This window comes from Enterobacillus tribolii (assembly GCF_003363015.1).
Classification (GTDB): domain Bacteria; phylum Pseudomonadota; class Gammaproteobacteria; order Enterobacterales; family Enterobacteriaceae; genus Enterobacillus; species Enterobacillus tribolii.
In genome coordinates, this window is sequence record NZ_QRAP01000004.1 from 42,845 (window position 1) to 58,531 (window position 15,687).

Genomic DNA, 15,687 nt, shown 5'->3' on the forward strand with positions numbered 1-15,687 from the left:
TATATACCTTTTTGTATTTCACGTTGCAATTTTGTTGGATGTACGGGAAATACCCCGGGTATCAGATTAACGCTATTTTCTCCATCATGCGCATTCCAACGCACGCGGCATGATGTTAATCATAAATGTCGGCGACATAATACGCTACGCTTAATGTCAGTCTGACTCATTATTAACCACGTATAACAAGTAGGTACTTCTCATGTCGAAGCTGGTACTGGTTCTTAACTGCGGCAGTTCATCCCTGAAATTTGCGATCATTGATGCTGCCAACGGCGAAGAACACCTCTCAGGTTTAGCCGAATGTTTTCACCTTCCTGAAGCACGCATCAAATGGAAAATGGACGGCGCCAAGCAGGAAGCCGCTCTGGGTGCGGGCGCCGCTCACAGCGAAGCGCTGAACTTCATCGTGAACACCATTCTGGCGCAGAAACCTGAACTGTCTGCCGCGCTGACCGCCATCGGTCACCGTATTGTACATGGTGGTGAAAAATTCACTCAGTCCGTCATCATCAACGACGAAGTCCTGCAAGGCATTAAAGACGCCGCCCCGTTTGCCCCGCTGCACAACCCGGCGCATCTGATCGGCATCGCCGAAGCATTCAAATCTTTCCCGGCCCTGAACAAAAAGAACGTCGCCGTGTTTGACACCGCGTTCCACACCACCATGCCGGAAGAGTCATACCTGTACGCCCTGCCGTACCATCTGTATAAAGAGCACGGCATCCGCCGTTACGGCTTCCACGGCACCAGCCACTACTATGTCAGCCAAGAAGCGGCCAAAATGCTGAACAAGCCGGTGGAAGAACTGAACGTCATCACCTGCCACCTGGGTAACGGCGGCTCAGTTACCGCAGTCCGTAACGGTAAATGCGTCGACACGTCCATGGGCCTGACCCCGCTGGAAGGCCTGGTAATGGGTACCCGCACCGGCGACATCGATCCGGCGATCATTTTCCACCTGCACGATGCACTGGGCATGAGCGTTGAGCAGATCAACAAGATGCTGACCAAAGAATCCGGCCTGCTGGGCCTGACCGAAGTCACCAGCGACTGCCGTTACGTAGAAGACAACTACGATACCAAAGCCGACGCCAAGCGCGCTATGGACGTCTTCTGCCACCGCCTGGCTAAGTACATCGGCGCCTACACCGCCCTGATGGATGGCCGTCTGGACGCCATCGTCTTTACCGGCGGCATCGGCGAAAACGCCGGTATGGTGCGTGAGCTGACCCTCGACAAGCTGGCCCTGCTGGGCTTCAAGATCGACCACGAACGTAACCTGGCCGCCCGCTTCGGCAAGTCTGGCGCTATCACCACCGACGACAGCCGCCTGGCATTGGTGATCCCAACCAACGAAGAGTTGGTCATCGCCCAGGACGCCGCCCGTCTGACCGCATAATAACCGCACACCGTCAGCCCAGGCTGACGGTGTCGTTTTCACTGATTGAAGGGGTTTTATCGTGTCCCGTACTATTATGTTGATCCCCACCAGCACCAGCGTTGGCCTGACCAGCGTGAGCCTGGGCGTTATCCGTGCGATGGAGCAGAAAGGCGTTCCCCTGAGCGTCTTTAAACCGATTGCCCAGCCGCGCACCGGCAACGATGCACCGGATCAAACCACCACCATCATTCGTGCCAACTCCGCCATTCCGGCCGCCGAGCCGCTGAAAATGTCACACGTCGAAGCGCTGCTGAGCTCCAATCAGCAGGACGTGCTGATGGAAGAGATCGTGGCCCGTTATCACGAAAACACCAAAGATGCGGAAGTGGTGCTGGTCGAAGGCCTGGTGCCGACCCGTAAGCATCAGTTCGCCAATGCGCTGAACTATGAGATCGCCAAAACGCTGAACGCGGAAATCGTGTTCGTTATGGCGCTGGGCAGCGACTCCGCCGCACAGGTCAAAGAGCGTATTGAACTGGCCCGTTCCAGCTTTGGCGGCAGCAAGAACCAGAACATCGCCGGCGTGATCATCAACAAACTGAACGCCCCGGTAGACGAGCAAGGCCGCACGCGTCCGGATCTGTCGGAAATCTTCGACGATTCCACCCGCGCCAATATCGTCAACATCGACACCGCACAGCTGATCGCCAACAGCCCGATGCCGGTGCTGGGCTGCATACCGTGGAGCTTTGATCTGATCGCCACCCGTGCGATTGACATGGCTAACCACCTGAAGGCCCGCATCGTCAACGAAGGCGACATCAAAACCCGCCGCATCAAATCCGTCACCTTCTGCGCACGCAGCATCCCGCACATGCTGGAGCATTTCCGCCCCGGTTCGCTGCTGGTAACCTCCGCTGACCGTCCGGACGTCCTGGTCGCCGCCTGCCTGGCCGCGATGAACGGCGTGGAAATCGGCGCAATCCTGCTGACTGGCGGTTACGAAATGGATGCCCGTATCGGCAAACTGTGCGAGCGCGCGTTCCAGACCGGCCTGCCGGTATTCATGGTTGACACCAACACCTGGCAGACCTCCCTGAGCCTGCAGAGCTTCAACCTGGAAGTTCCGGCCGACGACCACCAGCGCGTGGAAAAACTGCAAAACTACGTCGCCAGCCATATCGACAACCAGTGGATCGACTCGCTGACCGCGACCTCCGAGCGTTCGCGCCGCCTGTCTCCGCCGGCATTCCGCTATGAGCTGACCGAGCTGGCGCGCAAAGCCGGTAAACGCATCGTGCTGCCGGAAGGCGACGAGCCGCGTACCATCCGCGCCGCAGCCATCTGCGCCGAGCGCGGCATCGCACAGTGCGTGCTGCTGGGCAACCCGGAAGAGATCCAGCGCGTTGCCGCCTCTCAGGGTGTGGTGCTGGGCAAAGGGATTGAAATCGTCGATCCGCTGGCCGTACGCGAACAGTATGTGCCGCGCCTGGTTGAGCTGCGTAAGAGCAAGGGCATGACCGAAGTGGTCGCCCGCGAGCAGTTGGAAGACAACGTAGTGCTTGGTACGCTGATGCTGGAACAGGGTGAAGTAGACGGCCTGGTTTCCGGCGCCGTACACACCACCGCCAACACCATCCGTCCGCCGCTGCAGTTGATCAAAACCGCGCCGGGCAGCTCCCTGGTGTCCTCCGTGTTCTTCATGCTGCTGCCGGATCAGGTTCTGGTCTACGGCGACTGCGCCATCAACCCGGATCCGACCGCCGAACAGCTTTCCGAAATCGCCATTCAGTCTGCAGACTCTGCGGCGGCGTTCGGCATCGAGCCGCGCGTAGCCATGATTTCCTACTCCACCGGTAATTCCGGTGCGGGCAGCGACGTGGATAAAGTTCGCGAAGCAACGCGTCTGGCGAAAGAAAAACGTCCGGATCTGATTATCGATGGCCCGTTGCAGTACGACGCCGCCATCATGGCCGACGTGGCGAAGTCAAAAGCGCCGGATTCACCGGTTGCAGGTAAAGCGACCGTGTTCATCTTCCCGGATCTGAACACCGGCAACACCACTTACAAAGCGGTGCAGCGCTCTGCTGACCTGGTTTCTATCGGGCCGATGCTGCAAGGCATGCGTAAGCCGGTTAACGACCTGTCACGCGGCGCGCTGGTTGACGATATCGTCTATACCGTCGCGCTGACCGCCATTCAGGCGACTCAGCAGGCTTAATCGCCCTTCGCGGTTACTGCAGGCTCCGTTACGCAGGTGACGGAGCCTGATTTTTTTCCTCTTTCCGCATCAGCACATCATCATACACGACCACCCGGTTACGGCCCGTCCGCTTCGCCGCATACATCGCGATATCCGCTTTCTCCAGACACTGTTCCATTGTCTCCCCCGCCCCTTCAACCAGATAAACGCCGATACTAATGGCGACTGACTCCGGCAACGTGCCGTCAAAGCCGGATGCTTTATCGTTGCCGACGTTCAGGCGCAAGCGATCGGCGATGGCGTAAGCCTCCTGCATATCCCTCGCTTCGATAATGGCGCAAAACTCCTCCCCGCCGAGGCGGGCGCTGACGTCTGCTTCGCCCAGCGAATGCATCATGGTATACGCCACGTAGCGGATAACCTCATCGCCCTTGATATGCCCATAGAGATCGTTAAAACGTTTAAACATATCAATGTCCGCCACAATCACGGCAAACGGCGCGCCATGCTGTGAAAAGTGCTCAAGCCGCCCTTTAAGCGCATCAAGAAAGTAGCGCCGGTTATAGAGCAGGGTCAGCGGGTCGCGCATGGCAGATTCGTAAGAGTCGAGATATTTCTTCAGCGTGTTTTGATGAACGTGGAAAATGTCATACAACAGAACCAGCATTACTAAAAACGCGGAGGCCATCTCAAAAACACGTGCGAAATAGCATGCCAGAGAATTGACGGAAGTATTACTGCCATGCAGCATCGCCAGGCTGCCGACGTGCGCCACGCAGGTCAGGCTGATCGCCAGCCAGAATGCATTCTTAACATGTGAGTAATACAACACCAGCAATGAGGTGATCAGCCATACTCCACCCAGAATATAACCACTGCCGTTTCGCCATAAACCATCGTAACGCCCGTCACCGCTGATCAGCGTTAAACTCAGAGGCGGATAATGACTGGAATAAAGCCAGGCCAGAACGGTCATCAATATACCGACGGCCATTAACATGACAACCATCACCGGAGAATGTTTTTCCACCACGTACTTTTTGCGGTACAGAATCATAGCGACAAGAAAAATCAACGCCACCAGCATACTGCGGAAAAACAGATTAATACCGATGTCATTCAGCTCTCCGGGTATTATCGCCTGCGCGGAAAAAACGCCCGGATAAGAGAGCAACTGATACAGGAGATAACAGGCGGAAACACCGTACGCGGCAGACAGCGCCGCCAGATAGAAACGCTTTCGCCGGTGCAGGTAGCGCAGCAACATAAAGAAAGCGATCAGGGCATGACAAACCAGTAATACCGCCACCATCATCGGCGCGATAATCTTCGTGGAATACCCGATGTATGTATCAACGTAGTGAAAGAATACGGTTAGTGGTATTAATACAACAAATAAGAACAATAAAAATAAATATTGATTGAAGTTATAAACAGTATTTTTCATCACAACGCCCCGTATTCTTCCGGAGAGAGCACGCATCCGGCGCTGTCTTTACCGCAGAAAGGTTAATTCAGAAAATACCGTTATTTATACCGCAAGAAAATAAAGATAAAAACTTAAAACATGCTTTACATTCGATAAACAGAAAAATAAATTCTTTAAATGAATATATAATCATGAAAAATAGAATGTAGTTATATTTTGCCGGGGCGCCGGCAACGCAAGCCAGCACCCCGGCCTTTTCTCAGACCAACAGCGACAGAGCCTGATCAACGATCGTCTGTGCCGTCAGGCCGTATTCCTCCATCAAAAAGGATTCCGTTCCCACTTGTCCATAACGCTCTTTAACCCCGACGCGGCGCATCGGAGCCGGGTGATGCTCCGCCAGCACTTCAGCGACGGCTGAGCCTAATCCGTTATGAATGCTGTGATTTTCACAGGTCACGATGCGTCCGGTTTTACGCGCGTACTCCACAATGAGTTCGCGATCGATGGGCTTGAGGGTAAACATGTCGATCACCGCCGCACGGTAGCCCTGCTCCGCCAGCTGCGCGGCGGCCTTCAGCGCTTCGGCCACCATGATGCCGTTGGCGATGAGCGTAATGTCTTCGCCGTCCTGCAACACCTTGCCTTTACCGATGGTGAACGTGGTTCCCGGCGGGTAGACAGAGTAAGCCTGTTTGCGGATGGTGCGCACCCAGTAGAAGCCCTGCAGCGTCACCAGCTGGGACAGAATGTCGCGGAACATCACGGCATCGGTCATCTCCATCACCACCGAACGCGCCAGCCCGCGCACGATGCCCATGTCTTCGAACGACATGTGCGTGCCGCCGTTATGCACCGCGGAAACACCGGCGTCCGACGCAATGACCCTGACGTTGCTGTTCTGATAATCGACCGACATAAACAGCTGATCGAAGCAGCGCCGGCTGGCGAAGGCGGTAAAAGTATGTACAAACGGCACACGGCCGGTCAGCGCCAGCCCGGCGGCAACGCCGATGACGTTGGCTTCCATAATGCCGCCGTTGATCACCTGCTGCGGGAAATCGCGCTGCACGCCGTCCATCGCCATTGAGCTCATCAGGTCCGCCTCAAGCGCGATAACCGGGCCGCCAAGCTCAAACTGCTCGCGCATGGCTCCGGCATAGACCTTACGCATCTCAATGTCGTCTTTCTTTAACGGATGAGTGATCGGATTCATCGGGTCGCCTCCAGTTGTGCGATGGCGTCCAGTATCTCCGCCTTCACGTCGTCGGTTAAACGCAGGTGATGGGCGTTACTGCGCCGTTCCAGGCAAGGAACGCCCTGCCCTTTGATGGTGTCGAGGATCACCACCCGCGGCCGCTGCGCGCCTTCTCTTGCCGGCGCTACGGCGTCGTAAATGGCGGCGACGTCATCGCCTTTCACCGTTACGGCATCAAAGCCGAACGCGGTAAATTTTTCCGCCAGGTCAAACGGCCGGATAACCTCTTCCAGCGTGCCGTCCAGTTGCTGTTTGTTGTAATCGATGAACAGCATCAGGTTATTGAGATTGTGATGGGCGATGAACTGAAAAGCCTCCCAGCACTGCCCTTCATTCAGCTCGCCGTCGCCGAGCATGCAGAACACCCGGTTAGGGCGGCCCGCCAGACGGTGCGACAGCGCCATGCCGGCGGCGAGGGAAACTCCCTGACCGAGCGAACCGGTGGTGGCGTCCACCCCCGGCGTCAGCAGACGGTCGGGGTGGCTGGGCAGACGGGTGCCGTTCTGGTTCAGCGTCATCAGCATCTCGCGCGGAAAATACCCCTTCAGCGCCAGCGTACTGTACAGCGCCGGGCCGGCATGCCCTTTCGACAACACGAAGTTGTCCCGCTGCGGCCATTGCGGTTCGTCCGGCTTCACGCGCATTACCGCGCCGTACAGCACCGCCAGCGCCTCCACCACCGACATCGAACCGCCGTAATGGCCGAACCCGAGGTGCGTCAGCGCCCGCAGCGTTTCCACACGGATGTCCGTGGCAAAGCGGCGTATTTCATCAATTTTCATTGTGTTCCCCCTTATTCATCCGCGCCGGCCGATGCATCGGCCCCGCTCTCTTTGTTGCGGCGGGAGGCGAAAACGTTATGCGCCACCAGCAGCACAAAAACGGCAATGACCACGACCATGATCATGTCCTTATTCAGGAAGCGCGCCATGTTCCCCAGCACGATGCCTACCGCGCCGAAATCCGCATCCGAGAACGTCGTATTGGCAAAACCCAGCGCGCCCAGCACCGGCAGCAGCAACACCGGCAGGAAGGTAATCAGCAAACCGTTGGCGAAGGCGCCGATCATCGCGCCGCGGCGTCCGCCGGTGGCGTTGCCGAATACGCCGGCGGTCGCGCCGGTAAAGAAGTGCGGCACCACGCCGGGCAGAATCAGCACCAGGTTCAGTTGCCCCAGCAGGAACAGCCCTACCAGCCCGCCGAGAAAACTGAACAAGAAACCGATCAGTACCGCGTTAGGGGCATAGGGGTATACCACCGGGCAGTCCAGCGCCGGGCGGGCGTTAGGCACCAGTTTTTCCGAAAAGCCGGTAAACGCGGGGATGATTTCCGCCAGAATCAGGCGCACGCCCTGCAGGATAATGAAAACCCCGGCGGCAAAGGTGATCGCCATGATGATGGCGTAAACCAGATAGTTTTGTCCGCCGCTGAAGGTCGATTCCACGTATTCCGATCCGGCGCAGATGGCCATAATCAGGTAAATCACCATCATGGTCAGCGAGATGGAAATGGAGCTGTCGCGCAGGAAGCTCAGGTTCTTCGGCAGGTTCATCTCTTCCGTAGAACGGGACTCGCCGGTTTTACTGCCGATCCAGCCGGACAGCACATAGCCGAGCGTCCCGAAGTGACCGAAGCCGATCTCGTCGTTACCGGTGATCTTACGCATATAACGCTGCGCCAGCGCCGGGAAGAACGCCATCACCAGGCCCAGGGTCAGCGCGCCGGTAAACACCAACTGAACGCCCTCGAAGCCGGCAACGGTCAGAATGATGCCGATCATACAGGCCATGTAGAACGTATGGTGGCCGGTAAGAAAGATATATTTCAGCCGGGTAAAGCGCGCCACTACGATGTTCGCCACCATACCGAACGCCATAATCAGCGCCGTCGACGCCCCGTACTTCTCCAGGGCGATAGAAACGATGGCCTCGTTGTTGGGAATGATGCCCTGAATGTTGAACGCCTGCTCGAACATCCCGCCCAACGGGTTCAGCGAACTGACCAACACGCCGGCGCCGCCGCCCAATACGATAAAACCGAGAATGGTTTTAATGGTGCCCTTCACCACGTCGCTGAACGATTTTTTCTGCGCCAGCAGGCCAATCAGGGCAATCACCCCGACCAGCACCGCCGGCACCTTTAAGATATCGACAATAAATTTGAGTATTTCCTGGATAAACATACCCACCTCGTCCTTACGGAGTTATTTTTGGAAATAGGCTTTCAGCTTGGTTTCCAGTTCATTGATATCAATGATGTTGCTGAGGACGATCATCTGTTCCGCTGCAATGCCGGCACTGGCGGCAATATCCTTCGCCATCACGAACAAATCCGCCGCGCCGGGCGTGGCGGAAGAGAGATCGGAGTGCTCCACCTCCGCCTCAACGCCAATTTTCTTCAGCACTTTTTTGATATTCATTTCAACCATGAAACTGCTGCCTAAACCCGAACCGCATATCGCCATAATCTTCATCTGCTATTCCTTGATACAAGTTTTCAGACAATGCGAAGCCCCGCGAGGCCCCGCGTGTTTTTGTTATCGGATAAAGTGACGCCCGCGTTATGCGGGCGGGAACTGCTGCAAATCAGTAGCGGAAAATGATGTCCCGGATGGCCTGAAGCGAACCGGCCCGGATCACCGCCTGAACATCCTGCTCACAGGAAAAGAACTCCGCCAGCTGTGAAATCATCTCAATATGACTATGGCTGTCCGGCGCCGCCAGCATCACGATCAGATGCACGGGGTCGTTATCCTGCGAGCCGAAAACCACGCCCTCGCGCACGACCAGTAATGACAGCCCCAGCGCCTTCGCGCCCTCTTCCGGCCGGGCGTGCGGCATGGCGATGCCCGGCGCCAGCACGTAGTAAGGCCCCAGTTGCCGGTGCTGCCGGAGAATGGCATCAACATACTCCGGCACAATACTTCCCCGCGCCAGCAACGGCCGGGCGCTGAGCGCGATGGCCTGTTGCCAGTCATCCACTCTGTCGCACTGATGAATCGTCTCTTCCGTCAGCCATTCCGCCAGCATGTCGTCTCCTTGAGGTCGCCGTATAAAACGGTCGGTGGTGAACTGTCTGAACGACAATACCTTTAAAGATAGCGCTACCAAATGGATATTAAATTGTTTTGTGATAGCGCTATCAAAAAAGAGACGTTAAGCTAAAAGACGGGATTCAGCGGGAGCCGCAGGGCATCGGCCGGCACCGTCGGCAAAGCCGAAGCGGCGGCCCGTACGCGGTTTTATGAATAAATTACACCGTCGAGTACAATAGCGTATCAACGTGCGGTCAAGCGCTAGGATTTGGCATGTCTATCAGTAAAAAACGACGCAGCACCGGCAGGGTCACCCTCGCCGACGTAGCCCGGCTGGCCGGCGTAGGCTCTATGACCGTCTCGCGCGCGCTGCGCACGCCGGAGCAGGTTTCCGATAAGCTGCGCGAAAAAATTGAAGCCGCGGTCAGCGAATTGGGTTATATGCCCAACCTGTCCGCCAGCTCGCTGGCTTCCGCCTCCTCCCGCACCATCGCCATGGTCGTGCCCAGCTTCTCCGAACCGGGCTGCGCCGAGATGTTCGCCGCGCTGCAAAGCGTGCTGCTTCCGGCGGGATACCAAATCATGCTGGCCGAATCGCGCCATGACCGGCAACGCGAGGAACAGGCGCTGGAAACGCTGCTGGCCTATAATATGGCCGCCGCCGTGCTGCTCAGCGCGGAGCACTCCGACAACACCCGTCACTGGCTGAAGAACCGCAATATTCCGGTTGTGGAGATCGGCGCGCGCCGCGATGATCCGATCGATATCAACATCGGCATCGACTATGTCGCGGCAATGTATCAGCTGACGCGCTACGTAATTGAGAAGGGGTATCAGAATATCGGTTTGCTGTGCGCCAACCAGGAGCCCTGGATTTTCCGGCAGCATTTGCAGGGGTGGCATCAGGCGTTATTGCGCGATCACGTTTCTCCTCACCGGGTGATCAATGCGGCGGAACCGGCGATTTTCTCAACCGGCGCCCGGCAGCTGCCGGAGTTTCTTCTGGCGTGGCCGGAAACCGACGCCCTGATTTGCGCCTCTGACGAGCTGGCCTGCGGCGTGCTGTATGAATGCCAGCGCAGGCACATCCGGGTGCCGACGCAGCTGGCAGTGATCGGCTTTGGCAACAGCGACGTCAGCCAGGTTTGCCAGCCGCCCCTGACCACCACCACCGTGCCCTACCGTGAGATCGGTATTCAGGCGGGTAAGGTATTAATGGCGCGTCTGGAGCAGCTTCCCCAGCCGGAAAGCCCGCCCATCAGCGCCACGCTGTGCCGTCGCGACAGTTGCTGACGTTACTCGCCGGCCGGCTGCGCCGTTTCCTGGCGATCGCCGTCAGCCGCTTCGTTTTCCGCGGCGTCTTTCGTTTCGCAAATCGGCTGGTATTCGCCCTCATTGTTGCGGCTCATCCACAGCGACAGGGCCTTCAGCGAATCCGGCGTAAAATGATCGCACTCGGCGGTAATTTCATCCGGCGTCATCCAGAGCACTTCGTCCACTTCCTCTTCCTGCAAAGCGAACGGCCCGTGGGAAACGCAGCTGAATAAGCCGCCCCACACCCGGCAGTTCTCCTGTTCGAAATAGAACATGCCGTGATCGGCAAACGGTACGCCGGCGATGCCCAGCTCCTCTTCCGCCTCGCGGCGCGCGGACTCCAGCATCATTTCACCGCTTTGCACCACGCCGCCCGCCGTGGCGTCAAGCCAACCGGGGTAAAAGTCCTTGGTTTCAGTACGACGCTGAACCAGAATCTTCCCCATCCCGTTATGAACCACAATATACGTAGCCCGGTGCCGCAGCGTTTGGGCACGCATCTGCTGACGGCTCGCCTGAGCGATGACCTCGTTATTTTCATCAACGATGTCCACCCACTCTGTTTCGGCGTTGAGTGATTGTTCCACCATCCTCTGCAACCTTTTTCCGGGCGCTGACACAGCGCCGTTATTTACAGAATCTCCCTTCGCATTATGCGTCGGTCGCTACCAAACTTGCCAATAAAATACGTTGTCACACGCCAAGCGCGGTTTCTGCCAGTATCTGCGTACCGTGCAGCGCCCGCACCCGTAACATCCCGGACTCCATCATGCCATAGCTGGCTTCATGCCCCCCTTTGGGCAAACTGACGGAACCCGGGTTGAAGCAGATAATCGCGCCCTGCTTCTCCGCCACCGGGAGGTGCGTATGGCCGTAAACCAATACGTCATTCTCCGCTAACGGCGGCAGCTCTGCAGGATGATAAAGGTGACCGTGGGTTAAAAACAATCTTTGCTTTTCCAGCAGAATGTGCTGCCAGGGCGCCATGATCGGGAATTTCAGCAGCATTTGATCGACTTCGCTGTCGCAATTGCCGCGAACGGCAATGATCCGGTCGGCATAATGATTGAGGCAATTTGCGACTTCAGGCGGATTATATCCCTGCGGCAGCGGGTTGCGCGGCCCGTGATTCAGGATGTCGCCCAAAATAATCAACCAGCGGCTGCCGCTCTGTTCATAAAGCGCCAGCGCCCGCTCCGTTGCGCTGAGCGATCCGTGGATGTCCGAGATAAACATCAGTTTCATAACAATTCTCACTGCATGCGGCAAACGGCGATCCGCATCAGGCGGATAACGCCGGGTCAGGGAGGCAAAAACGAAATATTGATTATTGCCTGCGGTAAATCAACAAATAATTAACATCATAGCTTCCTAACGTACGTTTTTTGCTCTATAGTTCAAACCCCCTCTTCCGTTATTACTTTTTGATTTTATTGGGAGACATCATGATCGACCTGTATTACGCCCCGACCCCCAACGGCCATAAAATCACGCTTTTTCTGGAAGAAACCGGCCTACCCTATCAGATCCACCGCATTGATATCAGCGCCGGCGATCAGTTCAAGCCCGAATTCCTCGCCATTTCTCCCAATAACAAGATTCCGGCGATTGTCGACCGCCAGCCGGTTGACGGCGGTGTACCGCTCAGCCTGTTCGAATCCGGCGAAATCCTGCTCTATCTGGCGGAAAAAACCGGCCGCTTCCTGAGTCAGGAAATGCGCACCCGCGCGACGACGCTGCAATGGTTATTCTGGCAGGTCGGCGGATTCGGCCCGATGCTGGGGCAAAACCATCACTTTAACTATTATGCGCCGCAGCCGGTGCCTTATGCGATCGAACGTTATCAGTTAGAAACGCAGCGTCTGTACGGCGTGCTCAATACGCAGCTGGAGAAGAACGCCTATGTGGCCGGCGATGAATACACCATAGCCGACATGGCGGTGTACCCGTGGGTCGTTTCCCATGAGCGCCAGCGCATCGATCTGGCCGACTATCCCGCAGTATGCAACTGGCACGAACGTATCGCCGCGCGCCCCGCTACCCAGCGGGCATACCAGCTGGCGCAAAACTGAGTGCTTTGCCGGCGCCGCCCCGCGGCGCCCCTCCCCCATTATTCATCGCCCCTGTTTCCGTGTATGCTGTGGCCGCTCTCATCGCACCAGTTTAAGGATTTGTTATGCCAGCCCTTTATCCCGACGCCATCATTCGTATAAAAAACCTGCGTCTGCGCACCTTCATCGGTATTAACGATGAAGAAATCAAGAATAAACAGGATGTTGTCATTAACATTGTGATCCACTACCCGGCGGAAAAAGCGCGCAGCAGCGAAAATATTGACGACGCGCTGAACTACCGGACCATCACCAAGCGCGTCATCGCTCACGTAGAGAACCACCGGTTCGCGTTGCTGGAAAAACTCACTCAGGATGTGCTCAATATCGCTTGTGAACACGATTGGGTGACCTATGCTGAAGTAGAGATCGATAAGTTATTCGCCCTGCGCTACGCCGATTCCGTCTCCATGAGCATGAGCTATCGCCGGGCGTAACGGGCGCATAATATTCACTGTACCGGGGAGGAATCATGCACATTCTGCTGACCGGCGGCACCGGACTCATCGGCTCGGCCCTGACGGCGCGCCTGCTTTCTCTCGGACATTCACTGACGGTGCTGACCCGCAATCCGGACGCCGCCCGTCGTCGTCTCGGCGGTGAAGTCGCCCTGCTTCCGGCGCTTGATGACGTATCCACGCTCGACGGTTTCGACGCCGTGATCAACCTGGCCGGCGAGCCGATCGCCGACAAACGCTGGACCGACGCGCAGAAAGCGCGCCTGTGCCATAGCCGCTGGCAAATTACCCAGCGCCTGGCCGAACTGATTACCCGCAGCGCCACGCCGCCCGCCGTGTTCATCTCCGGCTCCGCCGTCGGCTATTACGGCGATCAGGGCGAAGCCGTCGTCAGCGAAGAAGAAACGCCGCACGACGAATTTACCCACCGGCTGTGCGCCCGCTGGGAAGCACTGGCCAGGGAAGCCGCCAGCGAACGCACCCGCGTGTGTCTGCTGCGTACCGGCGTAGTGCTGAGCGCCGACGGCGGCGCGCTGGCGAAAATGATGCCGATATTCCGCCTGGGGCTGGGCGGCACGCTGGGCAGCGGTCGTCAGTACGTACCCTGGATCCACCTCGATGACATGGTCAACGCCATTCTGTATCTGCTCGCCACGCCCGGCCTGAGCGGCCCGTTCAACATGACGGCCCCTTACCCGGTGCACAATGAGCAGTTCACGTCCGCGCTGGGCGAAGCGCTCAACCGCCCCACGCTGTTGCGCACGCCGGCCTTTGCGATCCGCCTGCTGATGGGGGAATCCAGCGTTCTGGTGCTCGGCGGGCAACGCGCCATTCCCAAACGCCTGGAAGAAGCAGGCTTCGGGTTCCGCTATTTTGAACTGGAAGAGGCGCTGCGTGACGTCGTCAGCGTGTCACGCCGCAGTAGTGCCTGACGCCTCAGCGGCGCAAAAGCCGGGCCGGCGCGTTTTACCCTTTTCGGCAGCGCCGGCTTCTAAGGCATTTCTGATTTAACAGCCATCGCAGATTATTACCTGTTCTCCCCCCGAAAGGCAGAAAACTCTGCATTTATATTAATCAAATGCATATCTCATCCCAGAATTTCCCTATTAATATTATTATCAGATCCCCTGCTACTTAATTATGTTGACGTCCACCAGAGAGTTATTTACTCTCCGCGCACCAATCGTATTGGTCAAAGTCGCGCGTACTAATCGTACTAATAAGGTATACATGCAACCGCATGTACACGGGCAGGGAGATCCGTCGCACGTATTCCCGGCTCTTGTGTCGGAGGAACATAGGGATATGAAAGAAAATATCGTAAATTCGCTAGAAAACAAAATCACGCCGGCATTTTTGGAGTCGGTATCCGCCATGCTGGGGGAAAATACAGATAACGTAAAATTAGCGCTATCCGGAATAATCCCTTTTTTACTTAATAAAGTTTCTGGCCATTTACAATACTCAGAAACCCCCAGTGTTTTCTTGAAATTATTAAGAGAACTGCCCGAGCTTAATACGCAAAACTTTACGCTGAGCGAACTCCTGAGAATTAGCGGACCGGATTCCGTAATAAGGAATTTACTCACTCAGTTAATGCCGGACTCACCCGACAGCCTGCAAAAAACCGTTATTAACGCGACGAAAACAACGCCGGAATCCGCCAACGCGCTGATCGCACTCGGTTCCGCCCTGCTGTTCAAACCGATGCGTGACTATCTGTATGGCCGCACCCAGCAGTCGCTCTCCCTGAAAAGCTGGCTGCAAAAGCAGACCGAGGGCGCAATCAATCCGATCCCCGCGGCTTTCTTGGCGCCGGCGGCCGTCAGCGATACCGTTAAACCGGTCAGCGCTGCCCCCGCCGCACCACAACCGGTAGTGCAGAAAAAGAGCAGCAAGTGGCCCTGGCTGCTGTTGCTTCTGCTGATCGTTTTGCTGTTGTTGTTCCTGCTGCGCGGCTGCGGTGAAAAAGAAGCGCCGGTGCAGGCGCAGCAAAGCAGCGACTCACGTTCGCTGTGGGGCGACCTTGGCGCCTTCTTCAGTAAAGCGCTGCCCGATGGCAAGACGCTGAATATCCCGCAAAACGGCGTAGAAAACCGTTTGATCGCATTCATTGAAAGCAATGAGCCGGTAAGCGCCGATCGCTGGTTCTCTTTCGACCGTCTGCTGTTTAAAACCAACAGCGCCCAGCTGGAGCCGGCTTCTCAGGAACAGCTGAAAAACATCGTTGAAATTCTGCGCGCCTACCCGAAGGTGAAGCTGAAGCTGGGAGGTTACACCGACAACACCGGCACCGATGAAATCAACATGAAGCTGTCGCAGGATCGCGCTGACGCGGTACGCCAGGCGCTGATCGAACTGGGTGCGGATAACACCCGCATTGAAGCTCAGGGCTACGGCTCTGCTCACCCTGTCGCGCCTAACGACACGGATGAAAACCGGGCGAAAAACCGCCGTATTGATATCATGGTGACGGAAAAGTAATTCTCCGCGCCA

15 protein-coding genes are annotated in these 15,687 nt (G+C 56.8%); 7 read left to right on the forward strand and 8 right to left on the reverse strand.

From position 1 onward, the window contains the following. Positions 1–202 precede the first annotated feature (202 nt). A complete protein-coding gene (gene ackA / locus C8D90_RS09580) occupies positions 203–1,402 on the forward strand; it encodes an acetate kinase (protein WP_115458232.1) in 1,200 nt (399 codons plus the stop codon). Positions 1,403–1,463: 61 nt separating this feature from the next. Beyond that, positions 1,464–3,605 (forward strand): phosphate acetyltransferase, encoded by a 2,142-nt coding sequence (gene pta, locus C8D90_RS09585; RefSeq protein WP_115458233.1) that lies wholly within the window; start codon positions 1,464–1,466, stop codon positions 3,603–3,605. 28 nt (positions 3,606–3,633) lie between these two features. Here the strand turns inward: pta and C8D90_RS09590 are convergent, their stop codons facing one another. The 6 genes from C8D90_RS09590 to C8D90_RS09615 all read right to left on the reverse strand — a co-directional run bounded on the left by C8D90_RS09590 (position 3,634) and on the right by C8D90_RS09615 (position 9,303). Next, a complete protein-coding gene (locus C8D90_RS09590; protein WP_162844385.1) occupies positions 3,634–5,034 on the reverse strand; it encodes a sensor domain-containing diguanylate cyclase in 1,401 nt (466 codons plus the stop codon). Positions 5,035–5,275: 241 nt separating this feature from the next. Continuing rightward, complete coding sequence (locus tag C8D90_RS09595) at positions 5,276–6,232, reverse strand: transketolase family protein (RefSeq protein ID WP_115458235.1); 957 nt, start codon at positions 6,230–6,232, stop codon at positions 5,276–5,278. Further along, positions 6,229–7,056, reverse strand: a complete 828-nt coding sequence (locus tag C8D90_RS09600; protein WP_115458236.1) for a transketolase — start codon at positions 7,054–7,056, stop codon at positions 6,229–6,231. The genes C8D90_RS09595 and C8D90_RS09600 overlap by 4 nt, the downstream gene beginning before the upstream one ends. An 11-nt stretch (positions 7,057–7,067) precedes the next feature. Then, entirely contained in the window at positions 7,068–8,456 is a 1,389-nt protein-coding gene (locus tag C8D90_RS09605) for a PTS ascorbate transporter subunit IIC (RefSeq protein ID WP_115458237.1), read from the reverse strand. 21 nt (positions 8,457–8,477) lie between these two features. Beyond that, positions 8,478–8,747 (reverse strand): PTS sugar transporter subunit IIB, encoded by a 270-nt coding sequence (locus C8D90_RS09610; protein WP_115458238.1) that lies wholly within the window; start codon positions 8,745–8,747, stop codon positions 8,478–8,480. Positions 8,748–8,859: 112 nt separating this feature from the next. Beyond that, complete coding sequence (locus tag C8D90_RS09615; RefSeq protein WP_115458239.1) at positions 8,860–9,303, reverse strand: PTS sugar transporter subunit IIA; 444 nt, start codon at positions 9,301–9,303, stop codon at positions 8,860–8,862. Between the two features lie 278 nt (positions 9,304–9,581). Here C8D90_RS09615 and C8D90_RS09620 point away from each other — a divergent pair, with 278 nt between their 5' ends. Further along, positions 9,582–10,601, forward strand: a complete 1,020-nt coding sequence (locus tag C8D90_RS09620; protein ID WP_115458240.1) for a LacI family DNA-binding transcriptional regulator — start codon at positions 9,582–9,584, stop codon at positions 10,599–10,601. A 2-nt stretch (positions 10,602–10,603) separates the two neighbouring features. Here the strand turns inward: C8D90_RS09620 and yfcD are convergent, their stop codons facing one another. Continuing rightward, on the reverse strand, positions 10,604–11,212 hold the full coding sequence (yfcD, locus tag C8D90_RS09625) for an NUDIX hydrolase YfcD (protein ID WP_115458241.1): 609 nt from the start codon (positions 11,210–11,212) through the stop codon (positions 10,604–10,606). 103 nt (positions 11,213–11,315) lie between these two features. Further along, a complete protein-coding gene (gene yfcE / locus C8D90_RS09630) occupies positions 11,316–11,867 on the reverse strand; it encodes a phosphodiesterase (protein ID WP_115458242.1) in 552 nt (183 codons plus the stop codon). 200 nt (positions 11,868–12,067) lie between these two features. Here yfcE and yfcG point away from each other — a divergent pair, with 200 nt between their 5' ends. From yfcG to C8D90_RS09650, 4 genes are all read left to right on the forward strand, one after another. Then, a complete protein-coding gene (gene yfcG, locus C8D90_RS09635; protein WP_115458243.1) occupies positions 12,068–12,694 on the forward strand; it encodes a GSH-dependent disulfide bond oxidoreductase in 627 nt (208 codons plus the stop codon). Between the two features lie 104 nt (positions 12,695–12,798). Beyond that, on the forward strand, positions 12,799–13,170 hold the full coding sequence (gene folX / locus C8D90_RS09640; protein ID WP_115458244.1) for a dihydroneopterin triphosphate 2'-epimerase: 372 nt from the start codon (positions 12,799–12,801) through the stop codon (positions 13,168–13,170). Between the two features lie 35 nt (positions 13,171–13,205). Next, entirely contained in the window at positions 13,206–14,123 is a 918-nt protein-coding gene (locus C8D90_RS09645) for a TIGR01777 family oxidoreductase (RefSeq protein ID WP_115458245.1), read from the forward strand. 553 nt (positions 14,124–14,676) lie between these two features. Then, positions 14,677–15,675, forward strand: coding sequence for an OmpA family protein (locus tag C8D90_RS09650; RefSeq protein WP_230472996.1), 999 nt, complete (start codon positions 14,677–14,679; stop codon positions 15,673–15,675). The last annotated feature ends 12 nt before the right edge of the window (positions 15,676–15,687 follow it).

Excerpts from the sequence above, each read along its gene's own strand:
- C8D90_RS09645 (WP_115458245.1), top strand. The coding sequence starts at position 13,206 with ATGCACATTCTGCTGACCGGCGGCACCGGACTCATCGGCTCGGCCCTG.
- C8D90_RS09615 (WP_115458239.1), bottom strand. The coding sequence starts at position 9,303 with ATGCTGGCGGAATGGCTGACGGAAGAGACGATTCATCAGTGCGACAGA.
- yfcD (WP_115458241.1), bottom strand. The coding sequence starts at position 11,212 with ATGGTGGAACAATCACTCAACGCCGAAACAGAGTGGGTGGACATCGTT.
- C8D90_RS09605 (WP_115458237.1), bottom strand. The coding sequence starts at position 8,456 with ATGTTTATCCAGGAAATACTCAAATTTATTGTCGATATCTTAAAGGTG.
- C8D90_RS09590 (WP_162844385.1), bottom strand. The coding sequence starts at position 5,034 with ATGAAAAATACTGTTTATAACTTCAATCAATATTTATTTTTATTGTTC.
- C8D90_RS09620 (WP_115458240.1), top strand. The coding sequence starts at position 9,582 with ATGTCTATCAGTAAAAAACGACGCAGCACCGGCAGGGTCACCCTCGCC.
- ackA (WP_115458232.1), top strand. The coding sequence starts at position 203 with ATGTCGAAGCTGGTACTGGTTCTTAACTGCGGCAGTTCATCCCTGAAA.
- yfcE (WP_115458242.1), bottom strand. The coding sequence starts at position 11,867 with ATGAAACTGATGTTTATCTCGGACATCCACGGATCGCTCAGCGCAACG.
- yfcG (WP_115458243.1), top strand. The coding sequence starts at position 12,068 with ATGATCGACCTGTATTACGCCCCGACCCCCAACGGCCATAAAATCACG.
- C8D90_RS09610 (WP_115458238.1), bottom strand. The coding sequence starts at position 8,747 with ATGAAGATTATGGCGATATGCGGTTCGGGTTTAGGCAGCAGTTTCATG.
- folX (WP_115458244.1), top strand. The coding sequence starts at position 12,799 with ATGCCAGCCCTTTATCCCGACGCCATCATTCGTATAAAAAACCTGCGT.
- C8D90_RS09600 (WP_115458236.1), bottom strand. The coding sequence starts at position 7,056 with ATGAAAATTGATGAAATACGCCGCTTTGCCACGGACATCCGTGTGGAA.
- C8D90_RS09595 (WP_115458235.1), bottom strand. The coding sequence starts at position 6,232 with ATGAATCCGATCACTCATCCGTTAAAGAAAGACGACATTGAGATGCGT.